At 73.5% G+C, this 15313-nt stretch carries 14 protein-coding genes; 8 read left to right on the top strand and 6 right to left on the bottom strand.

Translation table 11 applies throughout. The features are described 5' to 3' along the window. Positions 1 to 353: 353 nt before the first annotated feature. The 8 genes from JW613_RS05495 to JW613_RS05460 all read left to right on the top strand — a co-directional run bounded on the left by JW613_RS05495 (position 354) and on the right by JW613_RS05460 (position 8466). The gene (locus JW613_RS05495) at positions 354 to 1283 is read left to right on the top strand and encodes a D-alanyl-D-alanine carboxypeptidase family protein (RefSeq protein ID WP_209209537.1); all 930 of its coding nucleotides are present in this window, start codon (positions 354 to 356) and stop codon (positions 1281 to 1283) included. 198 nt (positions 1284 to 1481) lie between these two features. After that, complete coding sequence (locus tag JW613_RS05490; protein ID WP_209209536.1) at positions 1482 to 2138, top strand: class I SAM-dependent methyltransferase; 657 nt, start codon at positions 1482 to 1484, stop codon at positions 2136 to 2138. Between the two features lie 233 nt (positions 2139 to 2371). After that, entirely contained in the window at positions 2372 to 3085 is a 714-nt protein-coding gene (locus JW613_RS05485; RefSeq protein ID WP_307865797.1) for a response regulator, read from the top strand. 65 nt (positions 3086 to 3150) lie between these two features. Continuing rightward, a complete protein-coding gene (locus JW613_RS05480) occupies positions 3151 to 4239 on the top strand; it encodes a sensor histidine kinase (protein WP_307865796.1) in 1089 nt (362 codons plus the stop codon). 75 nt (positions 4240 to 4314) lie between these two features. After that, complete coding sequence (locus JW613_RS05475) at positions 4315 to 4917, top strand: MarR family winged helix-turn-helix transcriptional regulator (RefSeq protein ID WP_307865795.1); 603 nt, start codon at positions 4315 to 4317, stop codon at positions 4915 to 4917. Then, positions 4914 to 5699, top strand: coding sequence for a class I SAM-dependent methyltransferase (locus JW613_RS05470; RefSeq protein ID WP_209209534.1), 786 nt, complete (start codon positions 4914 to 4916; stop codon positions 5697 to 5699). The genes JW613_RS05475 and JW613_RS05470 overlap by 4 nt, the downstream gene beginning before the upstream one ends. Before the next feature lie 178 nt (positions 5700 to 5877). Then, positions 5878 to 6750 carry a phosphatase PAP2 family protein gene (locus JW613_RS05465; RefSeq protein WP_209209533.1) on the top strand — a complete coding sequence of 291 codons (873 nt, stop codon included), beginning with the start codon at positions 5878 to 5880 and terminating at the stop codon, positions 6748 to 6750. A gap of 84 nt (positions 6751 to 6834) precedes the next feature. Continuing rightward, the gene (locus JW613_RS05460) at positions 6835 to 8466 is read left to right on the top strand and encodes a bifunctional phosphatase PAP2/diacylglycerol kinase family protein (protein WP_209209532.1); all 1632 of its coding nucleotides are present in this window, start codon (positions 6835 to 6837) and stop codon (positions 8464 to 8466) included. A gap of 19 nt (positions 8467 to 8485) precedes the next feature. On the opposite strand, the gene JW613_RS05455 is transcribed toward JW613_RS05460, so the two are convergent. The 6 genes from JW613_RS05455 to JW613_RS05430 form a co-directional block, all read right to left on the bottom strand. Then, positions 8486 to 9229: a glycosyltransferase family A protein gene (locus JW613_RS05455; RefSeq protein ID WP_209209531.1), complete on the bottom strand. Its 744-nt coding sequence runs from the start codon at positions 9227 to 9229 to the stop codon at positions 8486 to 8488. 119 nt (positions 9230 to 9348) lie between these two features. Beyond that, on the bottom strand, positions 9349 to 10239 hold the full coding sequence (locus tag JW613_RS05450; RefSeq protein WP_209209530.1) for an alpha/beta fold hydrolase: 891 nt from the start codon (positions 10237 to 10239) through the stop codon (positions 9349 to 9351). Between the two features lie 84 nt (positions 10240 to 10323). Beyond that, a complete protein-coding gene (locus JW613_RS05445; RefSeq protein ID WP_209209529.1) occupies positions 10324 to 10674 on the bottom strand; it encodes a hypothetical protein in 351 nt (116 codons plus the stop codon). Positions 10675 to 10826: 152 nt separating this feature from the next. After that, complete coding sequence (locus tag JW613_RS05440) at positions 10827 to 13526, bottom strand: SpoIIE family protein phosphatase (RefSeq protein WP_245225029.1); 2700 nt, start codon at positions 13524 to 13526, stop codon at positions 10827 to 10829. 178 nt (positions 13527 to 13704) lie between these two features. Further along, positions 13705 to 14238, bottom strand: coding sequence for a hypothetical protein (locus JW613_RS05435; RefSeq protein ID WP_209209527.1), 534 nt, complete (start codon positions 14236 to 14238; stop codon positions 13705 to 13707). A gap of 341 nt (positions 14239 to 14579) precedes the next feature. Then, positions 14580 to 15173, bottom strand: coding sequence for a hemerythrin domain-containing protein (locus JW613_RS05430; RefSeq protein WP_209209526.1), 594 nt, complete (start codon positions 15171 to 15173; stop codon positions 14580 to 14582). Between the last annotated feature and the right edge of the window lie 140 nt (positions 15174 to 15313).

Raw genomic sequence — 15313 nt, 5'->3', positions numbered from 1 at the left:
GCGCCTGAGCCGGACGACCGCCCCGGGCAGCTGAGCCCGTACGCCGCCTCGGGCACCTGTCCGCTCAACACCGCAATAGCGGACCGACCGTGGGCCCCGACCGTTCGCCGGTCGGGGCCCACGGCGTTGTGCGCCCGCGCCGTGGGCGGATCCGCGCCGGTTCGAGCCCCGAAGCCCCTTGAACCATTCGCTCCCCGGAGCCGTGAACTTTTCGACCGGACCAGCCATCAAACACCGGTGTCCAACCCGATCACCAGGGCTGGTTACGCACACACGCCACGACCCGGGGCGCTTCCGGTGCGCCCGCAGCACCGCAGTTCCCCCCACGATGCGCAGATGCGGAGCGCTTCTCCATGACTGCAAAACTTCTGACCGTACGCAAGACCGTTGCCGCCGTCGCCGTCGGTGGCACGCTGCTCGTCGGCACCCCGCTGGTCGCCAAGGCCGTCACCTCCGGAGACCCGGCGCCCACGGTCACCGCCAAGGGCGCCACGCTGGTGGACGCCGGGAGCGGCGACTCGCTCTACGGCAAGGACGCCGACAAGCCCCGCCCGATGGCGAGCACCGCGAAGATCATGGCCGCCACCGTGGTGCTGGACACCGAGAACCTCGATCTGGACCGCAAGGTGACCGTCCGCCAGCAGTACCGCGACTACGTCACCGAGCACCACGCCAGCACCGCGGACCTGCAGACCGGCGACCGGGTCACCGTCCGCCAGCTGCTCTACGCTTCCCTGCTGCCCTCCGGCGCGGACGCCGCGTACGCCCTGGCGGACACCTTCGGTACCGGCGCCACCAGAGCCCAGCGCGTCAAGTCGTTCGTCGGCAAGATGAACGCCACGGCCCGCCGACTGCACCTGGACAAGACGACGTTCGGCACGTTCGACGGCACTCACGACGACTCCAGCACGCCCGTCGAGCTGGCGAAGCTGACCCGGCACGCCCTGCACAACGACACCTTCCGGAAGGTCGTGGGGACCGAGAAGTACAAGGGCGACGCCCCGGCTGCCAACGGCCGCACCCGCACCTACACCTGGACCAACACCAATCAGCTGCTCGGCGCGTACGACGGTGCCATCGGCATCAAGACGGGCACCACCGACGAGGCGGGCAAGTGCCTGGTCTTCGCGGCGACCCGCGACGGCAAGACCCTGGTGGGCACCGTGCTGAACAGCAAGGACCGCTACCAGGACGCCGCGAAGCTGCTCGACCACGGCTTCGGCTCCGACAGCGCGAAGAACCTCAAGATCCGCGAGCTGCCGACAGGCGCCCAGCAGGACTGACGCGAGGACCGACGCCCGGGGCCGACGCCCAGGGCCGACGCCACCGGGCTGCCATGGTGAGTGCTCCTCCCTCACTCTTCCGGTGCGCCGTCCGCCGGGTCCCTTGCCCGGATCCCGTCCCGGTGCTCGACTACGTAGCCGCGGGACGGCCGGAAGGGGCGCCGCGGCCCGCGTACCCGACGCACGCGAGGAGTGCCCGTGAACACGGACGCCACGCCGCCCACCCGGCGGGACCTGCAGCATCCGGGCTTCGCCCGCCAGTACCTGAGGATCGCCGCCGAGATGGACCGGCGCGGCGGCAGCGCTCACCGGCGGCAGCTGCTGGACGGGCTGAGCGGGCGGGTACTGGAGGTCGGCGCGGGCCAGGGGCGCAACTTCCGGTACTACCCTTCGGCGGTCACCGAACTCGTCGCCCTCGAACCGGAGGACACCCTGCGCGCCGCCGCCGGGCAGGCGGCCACCGCGGCGCCCGTGCCGGTCACGGTCGTCGCGGGGCAGGCCGGTGCGCTGCCCGCGGGGGATGGGACGCTCGACGGTGTGGTCTTCTCCCTCGTGCTGTGCAGCGTTCCCGACCCGGGCGCCGCGCTGGCGGAGGCGGCGCGGGTGCTGCGCCCGGGCGGGCAGTTGCGCTACTACGAGCACGTACGGTCACGCCGTCGGCTGGGCGGTCTGGTGCAGGACGCCATCACACCGCTGTGGGCCCGGGTGGGCGGCGGATGCCACCCCAATCGCGACACCGAGGCCGCCATCCGGTCCGCCGGTTTCACCCTGGACCGGGCCGACCGCTTCCCGTTCGCGCCCTGCGCGTTCACACCGCGCCTCGCCCATGTGATCGGCGTCGCGACCAAGGCGTGAAGGCCGCGTGGTGGCGACCGGCGTGAGCACCGCGTCGTGTCCAAGGCGTGAGCGCCGGGAGCGGATCCCCCGCCGGGCCACAGCCCACCCCGCCGACCGGCGGGGTGGCGGACACACCGATCTCCTCTGCAGGTCGCACCGGCCGCCCGCCGCCCTGCCGTAGCCTCTCCGAAGGGCGGGGAGGAGTTGGTCCGGGGAGGGAGCAGCAGGCACAGGACGCAAGGAGCGCGACGGTGATCCGGGTCGTGGTCGTGGACGACGAGGAGCTGGTGCGCTCCGGGCTGCGGCTGATCCTGGGCACGGCGCCGGACATCGAGGTGGTCGCCGACTGCGGCGGCGCCGCCGCGGTCGACACGGTGCGGGCCCACCGTCCGGACGTGCTGCTCCTGGACATCCGGATGCCGGACGTGGACGGGCTGACCGTACTGCGCGAGCTGGAGGCCCTGCCCGAGGCGCCGCGGACCGCCATGCTGACGACGTTCGACGCGGAGGAGTATCTGGGCGCCGCGCTGCACGCGGGCGCGGCGGGCTTCCTCCTCAAGGACACCGCGCCCGAACAGCTGGTGCATGCCGTGCGGGTGCTGGCGGACGGCGGGCGGGTGCTCGCCCCCGGGGTGACGCCCGCCGTGATCGGCGGCTATCTGGGCGGCAGGCCCGACGCGGACGCCAGGCACCGGGTGGCCGCCCTCACCGACCGCGAGCGGCAAGTGCTGGCCCTGGTCGGCGAAGGGCTGTCCAACAGCGGGATCGCGCGGCGGCTGCACCTCGCGCACGGCACCGTCAAGGACCACGTGAGCGCGCTGCTGGCCAAGCTGGGCGGCGTCAACCGGGTGCAGGCGGCGGTCCTCGCCGACCGGGCCGGACTGGTGGGACGGCTCTCGGGCCACTCACCGGACAGCTCTCCCGACGGCTCTCCCGACGGCTCTCCCGGCGGCACGGCGCCGTGAAGCCCCCCAACGGTCGGGCGCCCGCTCGAAGCCGGATACACGGCCTCGTCCCCCTCCTCCTTCCGGTGGCGCTCGGTCTCGCCGACGCGTTCCTGGTCAACGGCGCCCGCCCCGGCCTGGAGCTCGGGGTGTCCCTGGCGGCCGCCCTCGCCCTGCTGGTCCGGCGCCGGTGGCCGGTGGCCGTGCTCGTGGTGACGCTGCTGGGGATCTACGTCGGCTACATCTGGTTCGCTCCGCTGATCGCCCTCTACACGGTCGCCTCCCGACGCGCCGGCACCGGCTGGGCGGTGGCCGGTGCCGTGGCGCTGGCCACCGCGCACTACGTCCCCTACCCCCTCGACGGCTTCGCCCCGTCCTTCGGCCGCCAGGACGTCCTCGACGTGCTCGACTCGTGCGCCCAGGGCGCGGCGCCGGCCGTGTTCGGGCGCTGGACCCGTACCCGGCGGCAGCTGCACGAACGGGTCCAGGAGCTCACCGCGACCCGGCACCGGGAGGCGGAGCTGCTGGCCGAACGCGCCGTGACCGTCGAACGGGCCCGGCTGGCGAGGGAGATGCACGACGTGGTCGCACACCAGGTGAGCCTGATCAGCGTGCAGGCGGGTGCCCTGCGCGCGACCTGCCGCGACGACGGGTCCCGGGATCTGGCCGAGACCGTGCGCGAGCTCGCCGTCAAGACACTGACGGAGCTGCGGCACATGGTCGGCGCCCTGCGCTCCGGCAGCGGTACGGGAACCGGGACGGCCCCGCAGCCCAGGCTGGTCGACCTGCCCGTGCTGACGCGGGAGAGCGGGCTGGACGTCACATTGGACCTCGACCCGGAGCTGGAGTCGCCCGCCGCCCTGCCGGAGGCCGTCGAACGTGCCGCGTACCGCACGGTCCAGGAGGCGCTGACGAACGTGCGCAAGCACGCGCCCGGTGCCGTCGTCCGGGTCGCGGTGCGGCTGGGCGGTGCCGGTGGCGCGGGCCGGCAGCTCGCCGTGGAGGTGCGCAACGGTCCTCCCGCTGCCGCGCCGGAGCCGCAGGAGTACCCGGAGGGCGGTCACGGGCTGCTCGGTCTGCGGGAGCGTGCGCTGCTGCTCGGCGGCGCCTGCCACGCGGGGCCGACCGAGGACGACGGCTTCCTGCTGAGCGCCTCCTTCCCCACCGCCTGCTGAGACGGGCGCGGAGACCGGCGCGGAGACCGAAGCTATTTGCTTGTACAAGCAACTAGCTTCCCCTATGCTCCCGGTGTGACGAACACGGCAGGGCACGAGGAAGAGCCGCCGCCGCGCCCGGCGGACGACGACGAGGACGACCGCTGGTGCATGGCCGTACGGCTGCTGGGTCGGGTCGAACGCGAGCTGGACGAGACCCTCTCGCGCGGCCACGGACTCCCGCTGTCCGAGTACCGGGCGCTGTGCGCACTGGGCCGCGCCGACACCGAAGCCGACGCCGAATCCGAAGCCGAAGACCGGGGCGGGGTCGGGGTCGAGAAGGCGGAGGCGACGGCCCTGCGCATGGGGGAGCTGGCCGACCGGATCGGGCTCAAGGACAGCAGCGTGACGCGACTCGTCGCCCGGCTGGAGGGGCGCGGCCTGGCGGAACGGGCCGCCGCGCCCGGTGACGGGCGGGCCGTCGCCGCCCGGATCACCCTGCTGGGGCGCCAGTGGTACGCCGAGATCACCCCGACCTACCGGGCCGCCCTGGGCCGCGCGCTGGAGTCGTCGCTGTCCAACGTCTACCTCGCCGATCTGGCCGCCTGGGTGCGCACCGGAGAGTCGGCGGTGGCGGGCGCCCACCCCGCACAGCCCCCGTCCACAGCCGGACCCACAGAAGGAGACGACCGACCATGACCTCCGCAGCCGCGCACGAGGCCCGGTACCAGGCGCACTACGCCTCCCTCCTCGCCCCGCACTACACCTGGATGCTCGGTGGCGATCCGGAGGCCGCCGTGACGGCCCAGCTCGAACTGCTGCGCGGGCTGGGCCTGCCACGGAAGCAGCCGGGCGCGGGCTCCTTCGCGATGGACCTCGGCGCCGGGCCGGGCCCCGGCGCGGTCGCCCTGGCACGGCTCGGCTTCACCGACGTCGCAGCCGTCGACACCAGCGAAGAACTGCTCGACGAGCTCGTACGGCACGCCGGGAGGACCGGAGCGGCGCAGGCCGTACGTCCGGTGCACGACGACATCCGCGCCCACCTCGCCACCGTCCCCTCCCGATCCGCCGAGGCCGTGCTGTGTCTGGGCGACACCCTCCCGCATCTCCCCCACCGCGCCGACGTCCTGGCGCTGCTGGTCGAGATCTGCGATGTGCTCGCCGAGGGCGGCAGTTTCGTCGCCACCTACCGCGAGCAGCGGCACGTGGCGCGGGGCACGGACCGCTTCCTACCGGTACGCAGCACGGCGGACCGGATCCTCACCTGCTTCCTGGAGTACGTGGACGAGGACACCGTGCTCGTCCACGATCTGCTGCACACCCGTGACGGCGACGGCTGGCGCCTGGAGACCAGCGCGTACCCCAAGCTCCGTCTGACGGCCGAATGGCTGGACGAGCAGTGCGCCGCGATCGGCCTGCGGGTCCGGCACCACGAGATCGGCCCGCGCGGCATGCACGTGCTGCACGCTGTCAAACCCTGAGGGCGGCCGCCTGCCGGAGCACCCCGGCTGCTCCCCGTACGCCGGAGCGCCTGCGAGCGCCACCCGCTCGGCGGCGTCCCGCGCGCTCACCCGGTCGCCCCCGGCTCTACTTGAGCCCTGGAGGCCCACAGGTACCGGAGGGCCTTCGATCTCGCGCAGTCGCACAAGGAGCCGACCGATGAGCGGGGAGTTCCCTCTGGACCCGGCCGAATCCGCCGAATCCGCCGAGACCCCGGGGCCCTCCCACGTGCCACTGACCGACGACGCGCCCGACGCCCTCGCCCCGCGAGGGCTCCACAGGCGGTCGGCGCCGGGACCGGCACCGGTGCCGGTCCCGGTGCCGGTGCCCCCGAGGAGCGGGACGCGGCCGCGCGGCGGACCCGGCGCGCGGGTCGAGCGCTCCCGGCGGGCCCGGATGCTGCCGCTGGGGGTGGCGCTGTCGGCCGGCCTGCTGCTGTTCGCCGCCACCTCGTACGCGGTGCTCGGGGCGGGCGCGGACGTGGTGGACCGGCCGGTGCTGAGCGCGGTCGTCCGGCACCGGCAGGCCGTGCTGGACGGGCCGGTCACGTTCCTCACCCACGCCTCGGAGATTCCGCTGCTCGTCCTCGCGGTGCTGCTGGCGCTGTGGCTGTCCTGGCGGGACAGGTCCTGGCAGCCGCCGCTGCTGATCGGCGGCGCCTCCGCGCTGGCCGTCACGGCGGCGACCGTCGCCAAGGAGATCACGGACCGCACCCGGCCGCCCGCGAGGCTGTGGGAGATCTCCGAGAACGGCTACTGCTTCCCCTCCCGGCACGCGGTGACAGCCACGGCGGTGCTGCTCGTCCTGGCCTACGTCCTCGCCGCCCGGGCCGCCTCCCGCGTGGCGCGGATCGCCCTGTGGAGCGGCGCCGCGGTGCTCAGCCTGCTGGCCGGGGGCAGCCGGGTGTATCTCGGCGTGCACTGGCCCACCGACGTGATCGGCGGGCTGACGCTGGGCACGGTGGTCACCCTGCTGGTCATCTTGGTGCACAAGCTGTGGGAAGCACCCCGCCCCGGCCACCCCTCGCGGTGAGTACGGTGTGTCCCGCGCGCCACCGGGCACTCCGCCTGTGACGTTCCAAGAACGCGACGGATGCGAGGGAAGCGAGGGGCACCGATGGAGACCCACCGGGCAGGGAGCGGGAGTCCGCGCGCCGGTGCCGAGGGCGTACGCGCCGCCGTCAGCAGGACGCTCGGTGCCTGGGACCGCGCCCTGTTCCGCAGCGTCGCCCAGCGCCACTGGCCGCGCGGCGAGCGGGTGCTCCCCCGGCTGAGCCGTTCCGCCGATCACAGCAAGCTGTGGCTGGGCACGGCGGCGGCCATCGTGCTCTCCGGGGTCGGCGGGCCCCGTGCCCGGCGCGGCGCGCTGCGCGGACTGGCCTCGGTCGCGGTGGCCTCGACGGTGGTCAACACCGTCGGCAAGGGCGCGTTCGGCCGCACCCGCCCGGTGCTGGACGAGGTACCGGTGATACGCCGTCTCAAGCGGCTGCCGGTCAGCACCTCCTTCCCCTCCGGGCACTCGGCGTCGGCTGCCGCCTTCGCCACCGCGGTGACGCTGGAGTCACGCGGCTGGGGCGTGGCGGTCCTGCCCGTGGCCGCCTCGGTGGCGTTCTCCCGCGTCTACACCGGCGTCCACTACCCGAGCGATGTACTGGTGGGCGCCGCGCTCGGCACCGCGGCCGCCTTCGGGGTACGCGCGGTGCTGGACACCCGGCGCCCGGTGCCCCCGGCCCAGCCCCTGGTCGAGGCGCCGGCGCTGCCCGCCGGGCGCGGTCTGTCGGTGGTGGTCAACCCGGGCTCGGGCTCGGCGGCGTCCGCCCGCGAGATCAGCGAGGCGCTGCCCGCGGCCCGCGTCGTCCACTGGGACCCGGACGCCGGATCGCTGACCGATCTGCTCGGTGACGAGGCGCGGCGCGCGGCCCAGGAGGGCGGGGCGCTGGGGGTCTACGGCGGTGACGGCACGGTCGGCGCGGCGGCGCGTGCCGCGCTGGCGCACGGGGTGCCGCTCGCGGTGCTGCCCGGCGGCACCCACAACCACCTCGCCCTCGATCTGGGCATCAGCCGCTGCGCCGACCTGTCCGACGCGGTCGCCGCCGGACACGCCATCGCGGTGGACGTGGCCCGCTTCGCCCCGCCGCGCGGGCGGGGCCGCCAGGCGGCGGCGGAGCCGGCGACGGAGCCGCAGCCGGAGTCCGCGAAGGGCGCTTCGCCCGAACCGGGCTACTTCGTGAACACCTTCAGTCTGGGCGCGTACGGCGATCTGGTCGAGGTACGGGACCGCTGGCGCAACCGGATCGGTCCGTGGGCGGCCGGACTGGTCGCCGCGGTCCATGTGCTGCGCCACTCGCGCCCCTTCGAGGTGCGGGTGAACGGGCGGCTGCGGTCGCTGTGGCTGCTGTTCGTCGGCAACTGCTCGTACCACACGGTCGGGGGCGGGCCCGGCGGGGCGCGGCGCTTCAACCTCTCCGACGGCATGCTGGACATCCACCTCGTCCGGGCCGGCCGTTGGGCCCGCACCCGGCTGGTCGCCTCGGCCCTCGCCGGCGTACTGCACCGCTCCCCCGTGCACGCCGCCGCGCGCGGACGCCGACTGCAGCTCGCCGGGATACCGGAAGGCACCCTGTGCTCCTACGACGGCGAGACGGCACCCTCGGCGCCGACCCTGCTCATCGACAAACCCGCCACCCCGCTGACCGTCTACCGGCCCCTCCCCGGCTGGCTGAACGGAGCGGCGCTGCCGGAGGGTTGAGGGCGGCGCCGCCCACCGCTCACCCGCTCCAGGGCGGCAACGCCAACAACCCGGCCACCCGGCTGCGGACGCCGCGCACCTGGAGTCCCTCCACCGAGGAGCTACGGTTCCGCTCCGAGCGCTGGTCCGCGTGCCGGCGGTAGCGGAGAGTGGCCTGGGGGAGCAGTACGCCCGGGGTCGCGGCGGAGGCGGCCATCAACAGCGCGGTGTCCTCCATTCCTTCGGCCGCCTGCCAGCCACCGAGCAGGGTCACCAGCTCGCGGACGTACATGGCGCCCGCGGGGTGCACGGGAACGCGGTACGCCTCCTCGGTGGTGGTCCAGTGCGCGGCGAGCGTGCCGCGTTCGAGCATGCCCGGTGACAACGGGAGCGGGACCGTGCGCAGTCGGCCGTCCGGCAGCAGGTCCCTGGCCTGGCCCAGGGCGAACCCGGTGCCGGGGTGCTCGGCGAGAGCGGCGACGAGCAGACTGAGGGATTCTGGCTCCAACTCGTCGTCGGCGTCGGCGGTCTGGACGTAGCGGCCCCGCCCCCGGTGGAGGGCGAGGTTGCGGACGATCGCGGGGCCGAGGGGAGCTCCCCCGTGTGCGCCGACGCGCACCCGGGGGTCCAGCGCGGCCCCGCAACCGCTCAGCACCTCGGTGACCTCGTCCGCGTCACCGTCGATCTCGACCCACCAGGTCCAGCGGGGGTGTGTCTGCTCCCGGAGGGACTTCCACAGGTTGGGGAGGAAGGAGGCGTACGCGGCGTGCACAGCGGTGACCACATCGACATCAACCCTGTCCGCTCGCGGCGTCCGGTTCCGTATCGGGCCATCGCCGTGCATATGCCATACGATACGGGAACAGATGTACGGCAGGTGTACGAGGAAGGTCGTACAGGACCTCAGTCGGCGGCCAGCACCTCACGCAGGGTCGTGGCGAAGGCCTCCGGTTCGCCCTGCTGGCCGAACTCGCCGCCGAGGAAGCCGCCGTGGTGGCTGGGGAAGACGGTCAGCGGGATGCCGAGGCGGTCGGCGATCCGGGTCGCCGCGCGGGCCGCGAACTGCCCCTCGGACTCCTTGCCGGCCGCGACGACGAGGCGGGTGGGGGCGGCGCGGAGGGCGTCGAAGTCGGGCCGGTAGCCGGTGCAGCCGCGGATGTTCTGCCCCAGCAGCGGGTCGTCACGGTTGCCGTCGTCCTCGGTCGGCAGCCCGAAGGCGGCCGGGTCGGGCGCCTGCTGCTCGGCCCAGTCGGCCGAGAACGGGCCCGTTGCGCTGGTCAGCGCGATGAACTTGGCCATCGCCGGCCCCATTCCGCTGCGCCGGTAGGTCTCGTGGATGTCCTCGCAGGCCGCCAGGGCGTGTTCCCGGTCCGGCAACACCTGTGCGGTCGGCGGCTCATGGGCGATGAGCGTGCGCACCAGTTCGGGGCGGCCGGCCACCAGGGCGAGCCCGTTCACCGCGCCGCCGCTGCTGGCGAACATCTCCACGGCACCGGCGCCGAGATCCTCGATCACCCGCCGCAGATCGTCGGCGTGCTCCTCCGGCACGGTCTCCTCGGCCCCGTCGGTACGGACGCTGCGGCCGACACCGCGCGGGTCGTAGGTGACCACCGTGCGGTCGGTGAAGTACGACCGGAGGGAGCCGAACCCCTCGGCCGCCATCGGTGAGCCGACCAGCATCAGCACGGGCCGGTGTGCCGCGCCGGCGCCCTGACCGCCCTTCAGTTCACCGTGGATGTCGTACCGCAGCGTGGCACCGGGAACCTCCAGGGTGCGGGTCTCCAGCTCGGACATGGCCCCTCCTTCTGTCGAAAGATTGCTCGACAGCACAGACCGGCCGGCCCGCGAGAATTCATCGCCGTACCGCTCGCGGCTTCGCTAGCACGCCGTCCAAGGCACCCGGCAGACATGCGGACCGTTCCCCTCCGGGCACAGACCGCGGATGATGCCTTTGCGCACCGCCCGCCACACCCGCAGCGAACACCTCACCCGCACCGCGACCTCCAGCGGCCGCCGCCTGCCCGCGTCCTGGCCCGGATGCTCGATCTTCCACTGCTCCCGCAGATCGCCGTACAGATACTCGGCCGTGCAGCCGTCGTCGAGTCGGTCGCGCTCCCGCAGCGGGCCGACCACCGTCACACGCCGGGCGGCCAGCTCCCGCCGGATGACGTCCCGGACGAACTCCAAGCCCTCTTCGTCGGCGAAGACGCCGAATCGCAACCATCGCACGCAGTCACGCTACCCGCCCGGCCCGATCCGCCCCGAACGGCGGCCCGACCCCGACCGGTGCTTTCCCCTCCGGTCGGGCCGTCGTGCCGTGCGACGGGACATGCGCCGTGCCGTGCGAGGGGACCATGCGGGGCGGAAGACCTCAGGTGTGCTCACGACTGACGTTCGGAGTGCTCCGGCGGCTCAGGCGGCTCGGACGGCTGCGGCGGCTCAGGGGTCGCGGGGATGGCCTGTTCCGCCCAGATGATCTTCCCGGCCGGGGTGTACCGCGTTCCCCACCGTTCGGCCAGCTGGGCGACGAGGAAGATGCCGCGCCCGCCCTCGTCCGTCTCGGCCGCGTACCGCATATGGGGCGAGGTGCTGCTGGCGTCCGAGACTTCGCAGAAGAGGCTGTGGTTGCGGATCAGCCGGACCCGGATGGGTGGCCTGCCGTAGCGGACGGCGTTGGTGGCCAGTTCGCTGAGCAGCAGCTCGGTGGTGAACGCCGTCTCCTCCAGCTCCCATTCCACGAGTTGCTCGGTGGCCGCGGCACGCACCCGCCCCACCGCCGTCGGATCGGGTTCGAGGTCCCACTGGGCGACCTGGTCGGCGCCGAACAGCCGGGTGCGGGCCACCAGCAGAGCGACATCGTCGGACGGATGCGCGGGCAGCACCGTCCTGAGAACCTCCGTGCAGGTCTGCTCCGGTGTCGGGCCACTGCCGGCGAGCGCCTGGCGCAGCAGGTCGAGGCCCGCCTCGACGTCCCGTCGGCGGTCCTCGACGAGGCCGTTGGTGTAGAGGACCAGACGGCTCCCCTCGGGAAGCTGCCGCTCGACCGCTTCGAAGCGCATACCTCCCACCCCGAGCGGCGGGCCGGGCGGCAGCTCCAGGAACTCCACCTCCCCGTCCGGGGTGGCCAGCGCGGGCGGCAGATGCCCGGCGCGGGCCAGCGTGCAGCAGCCGCCGACCGGATCGTAGATCGCGTACAGACAGGTGGCCCCGGCCACGGGGGTCCGGTCGGGTGCCGTCTCCTCCTGATCGATACGGGCGACCAACTCGTCCACCCGGGCCAGGAGTTCGTCGGGCGGCAGATCCAGGTCGGAGAGGGTGTGGATGGCCGCCCGCAGGCGGCCCATGGTGGCCGTGGCCTGGAGGCCGTGGCCCACGACGTCCCCCACCACCAACGCGACGCGGAACCCGGTCAGCGGAAGCACGTCGAACCAGTCCCCGCCCACCAGGGCCTTGGCGGGCAGATACCGGTGCGCCACCTCCAGGGCGCTGTGGGTGACCTGGGCGCCGGGCAGCAGATTCTCCTGGAGCGCCATCACGGTGGCGTGCTCCCGGGTGTAGCGGCGGGCGTTGTCCACGCCGAGAGCCGCACGGGCGACGACTTCCTGGGCGAGGAAGAGGTCCTCCTCCCCGAACGGTTCGGAACCGCTGCCGCGCCAGAAGTTGACCATCCCCATCAGCACTCCCCTGGCCCGCAGCGGGACGAGGATCAGGGAGTGGATGCCGTATTCGACGACCCGCCGCGCCTGCTCCTGGTCCACCGCCATCCACGAGCGGGAGGCGGTGCGCAGATCCGCCATCAGCACGCTCCCCTCGCCGCCGAGCACCCCGGCCTGCGGTGTGGTCGGCGGCAGGGTGAGCTCGGCGCCCGCCGGAAAGAGCGGGTGATCGTCGCGGACGCCGTGGATCGCGGCCCGGCGCACCGGCACCAGGCCGTGCACCAGGGCCGGCTCCTCGCCCCGCAGCACGGGCTCCGCCAGATCGACGCTGGCGAAGTCGGCGAGCCGCGGCACCACGACCCGGACCAGCTCCTCCGCCGTCCGGGTCACGTCCAAGGTGGTGGCGATGTCGGCGGCGGCGTCGTAGAGCAGTTCCAGGCGCCTGCGCGCGGACTCGGCCCTGCCGGTCAGTACGTGCAGCTCGGTGGAGTCGCGCAGCGTCACCACGGTGCCGCCCGGGACGCCGTACTCGTCGGTGCGGCGCTGGTTAACGGCGAGCAGCCGGTCACCGACCGTGATCATCTCGTCCGTGGCCTCCCGCCCCGACAACAGCAGTGCCGCGCTGCCCCGGGGCAGGTCCACCTGGTCCACCCGGGCGCCCTCGGCGTCCGGCGGCAGCTCCAGCAGGCGGCGGGCCTCGTCGTTGACCAGCGTCAGCCGCCGGTCGCCGTCCACGAGCAGGATGCCTTCGCGTGCCGCGTGCAGCACCGCGTCGTGGTGCTGGTACTGGCGGGCGATCTCGGCCGGATCCAGCCCCAGCGTCTGGCGACGTACCCGGCGCGCCAACAGGGCCGAAGCGGTGGTGCCGATGGCCAGCGCCAGCACCGCCAGCCCCACCAGAACCGGGATCTGGCGTGAGGCCTCCGTGCTGACCTGACGGAGCAGGACACCCACCGAGACGAGCCCCACCACCCGGCCGTCGTCCTCGATCGGTGCCACGGCGCGCACGGATTCGCCCAGCGTGCCGCGGTAGGTCTCGGTGAACGCCCTGCCGCGCTGAGCCTGCTCGATGTTCCCGACGAAGTGCTGCCCGATCCGGTCGGGGTTCGGGTGCGTGTAGCGGATGCCCTTCGGGCTCATGAACACCACGAAACTGCTTCCGGTGTCCTTCTGGATCCTCCGCGCCACGGGTTGCAGCAGACGGGAGGGATCGGAGGACTGGACGGCGCTGACCACACCGGGCGCCCGGGCGAGCGTCCGGCTGATCGCGAGCATCCTGTCGCGGCTCTCGGCGTTGGCCGCCCGCAACGAGAAGCCGATGCTCACCGCGGCGCCGATCCCGACGACGAGCACCACGACCCCCACCTGGAGCAGCAGCATCTGCCCTGCCAGACGCCAGCCACCCCGTGCAAGGACAGGTCTCATGTCGTCACACTCTCGCTCGCCCGCACGCCACCTTAGGGTGTATACCGCTTCATTACGGGGCAAAACTGGCGCAGACACGCACGGACGTCCCCTTCTGCGTCCTCCTGCCGAGCCAGGACCGGTGTCCGGGTTCGGGTACCGGTGGGGCCGGCCGTGACTGACGTCCGGCCGGCCGTGCCTAACGTCCGTAGGTCTCGCGGCGCGGCGGTGGTCCGACATCCGCGTGCCGCCCCGGCCGCATCGCCGCGTGCAGCAGGCCAGGAGCGGGATCGGAGCGGGTGGCGAGCGCGTCGGCCACGGCGCCCGTGGCGAGCGCGTAGACGGCCTTGTGCAGGAGGTCCACCGCCAGTTCCGAGCGCGGCCAGGACGGAGGCGGGGCACCGACGCCCGTGGCGTTCTCCAGGATCTGGTCGTTGGTCAGCCGCACCACGGCGAACTGCGCCGACGACCACGGCCCGCGCAGCCCGGCGTGGGCCATCACCGACCGCAGCACGCCCAGCAGCGCGCCCTGGCCGAGGTGCATGGCCCAGTTCACCGCCACCGGCTGCCGCCCCGGCCGCTCCGGCATCCCCGTCAACCGCTCCAGCGTCCGGGCCGGGACGTGGGAGTCGGGCCGACCGGTCAGCCGTTGCTCCACCTTCTCGCCCAGCGTCATGACCGCGACCCCGGCCGTCCCGGCGAGAAGTCCCTGCCACAGTGCGCGCTTCATCATGCCGTCACGGGTACCCCGCGGCCGGCGTCCACCGACGGATCCGCTGCGCCCGGCACACGCTCGGCAGCCCTCTCTCATCCGGATGCACCGCACACCCCTTGCGGGCAGCAGCCGCGAACACCGGGAGCACCGAGAACACGGACGGCGAGCACCGGGAGCACCGAGCGCACTGGAACAAAAGGCGGCACCGGCGGCTGTCGGACCAACCTGCCGGTGCCTGCGCGAAGGACGTCACTTCGCGCCTCCCGGTGCGTTGCCGCGTACTCCGGGAGGCAAACAGCCCACGGCCGAATGTAACCTCCCGGATGCGGAAACGTTGCGCGCCGGTGCCCGCCCGGCCGTCACCTGCCCGTGGAGGAACCCGTGGAGGAGACCGCGTCGCGGGCGCGGTCCAGCACGGAGGCGAAGGGGCCCACCGTCCACTGCAGAGCCGGGGAGCCGGCCGCTGTCGGGTGGGGCCGGGTGGGCGCGGCCTTCTCCACCGCCAGAATGCGCTTGCCCAGCTTGGTGCGGCCCTCCTCGCTGAGCCGGGTGCGCAGCGCGGGGAACTCCTCCTGCTCCTCGTGCTCGGCGTGGTCGCTGACGGACTGCTCGAAGTCGGCCAGCAGGCGGGTGAACCTCTCGCTGCCGACTTCCAGCTTGTCCAACTCGGCCAGCACCTTGTTGGCTTCCTTCTCCTCCTCGTTGCGGGCCTCGGCCTCCTGCTCGCCTGCGGTCTTCTTCGCCGCGGGGCGCACGATCATCTCCTCGGCCGTCTCATGGACCGCCAGCAGCGCCCGCAGCTCCCGGAAGCGTTCCTCCCGCTGTTCGGCGGGCCCGCCGCGCACCGCCGCGAACAGGTCGCGGATCCTGGCGTGCTGCTCCAGCAGTACACCGACCACGTCCTCGGACGGCAGCTTCTCGGCCTCGGCACGCTCCTGTTCCGCACTACTCACTGAAACCTCCGGGAAAGATCGGGAGCCAGTCGGCTTCGCCTCGACCCGCCACCTGTCGGCGAGCCGCTGACCGGCCGGCCCAGGTGACCGGCCCGGCTGACCGGCCCGTGGGGACGGCGGGTCGAGAGCCGCTTGCGGAA

It is taken from the genome of Streptomyces smyrnaeus (assembly GCF_017676345.1).
Lineage (GTDB): Bacteria > Actinomycetota > Actinomycetes > Streptomycetales > Streptomycetaceae > Streptomyces > Streptomyces smyrnaeus.
The sequence above is the reverse complement of the archived record's forward strand: the minus strand, read 5'-3'. Positions and strand labels throughout refer to the sequence as shown.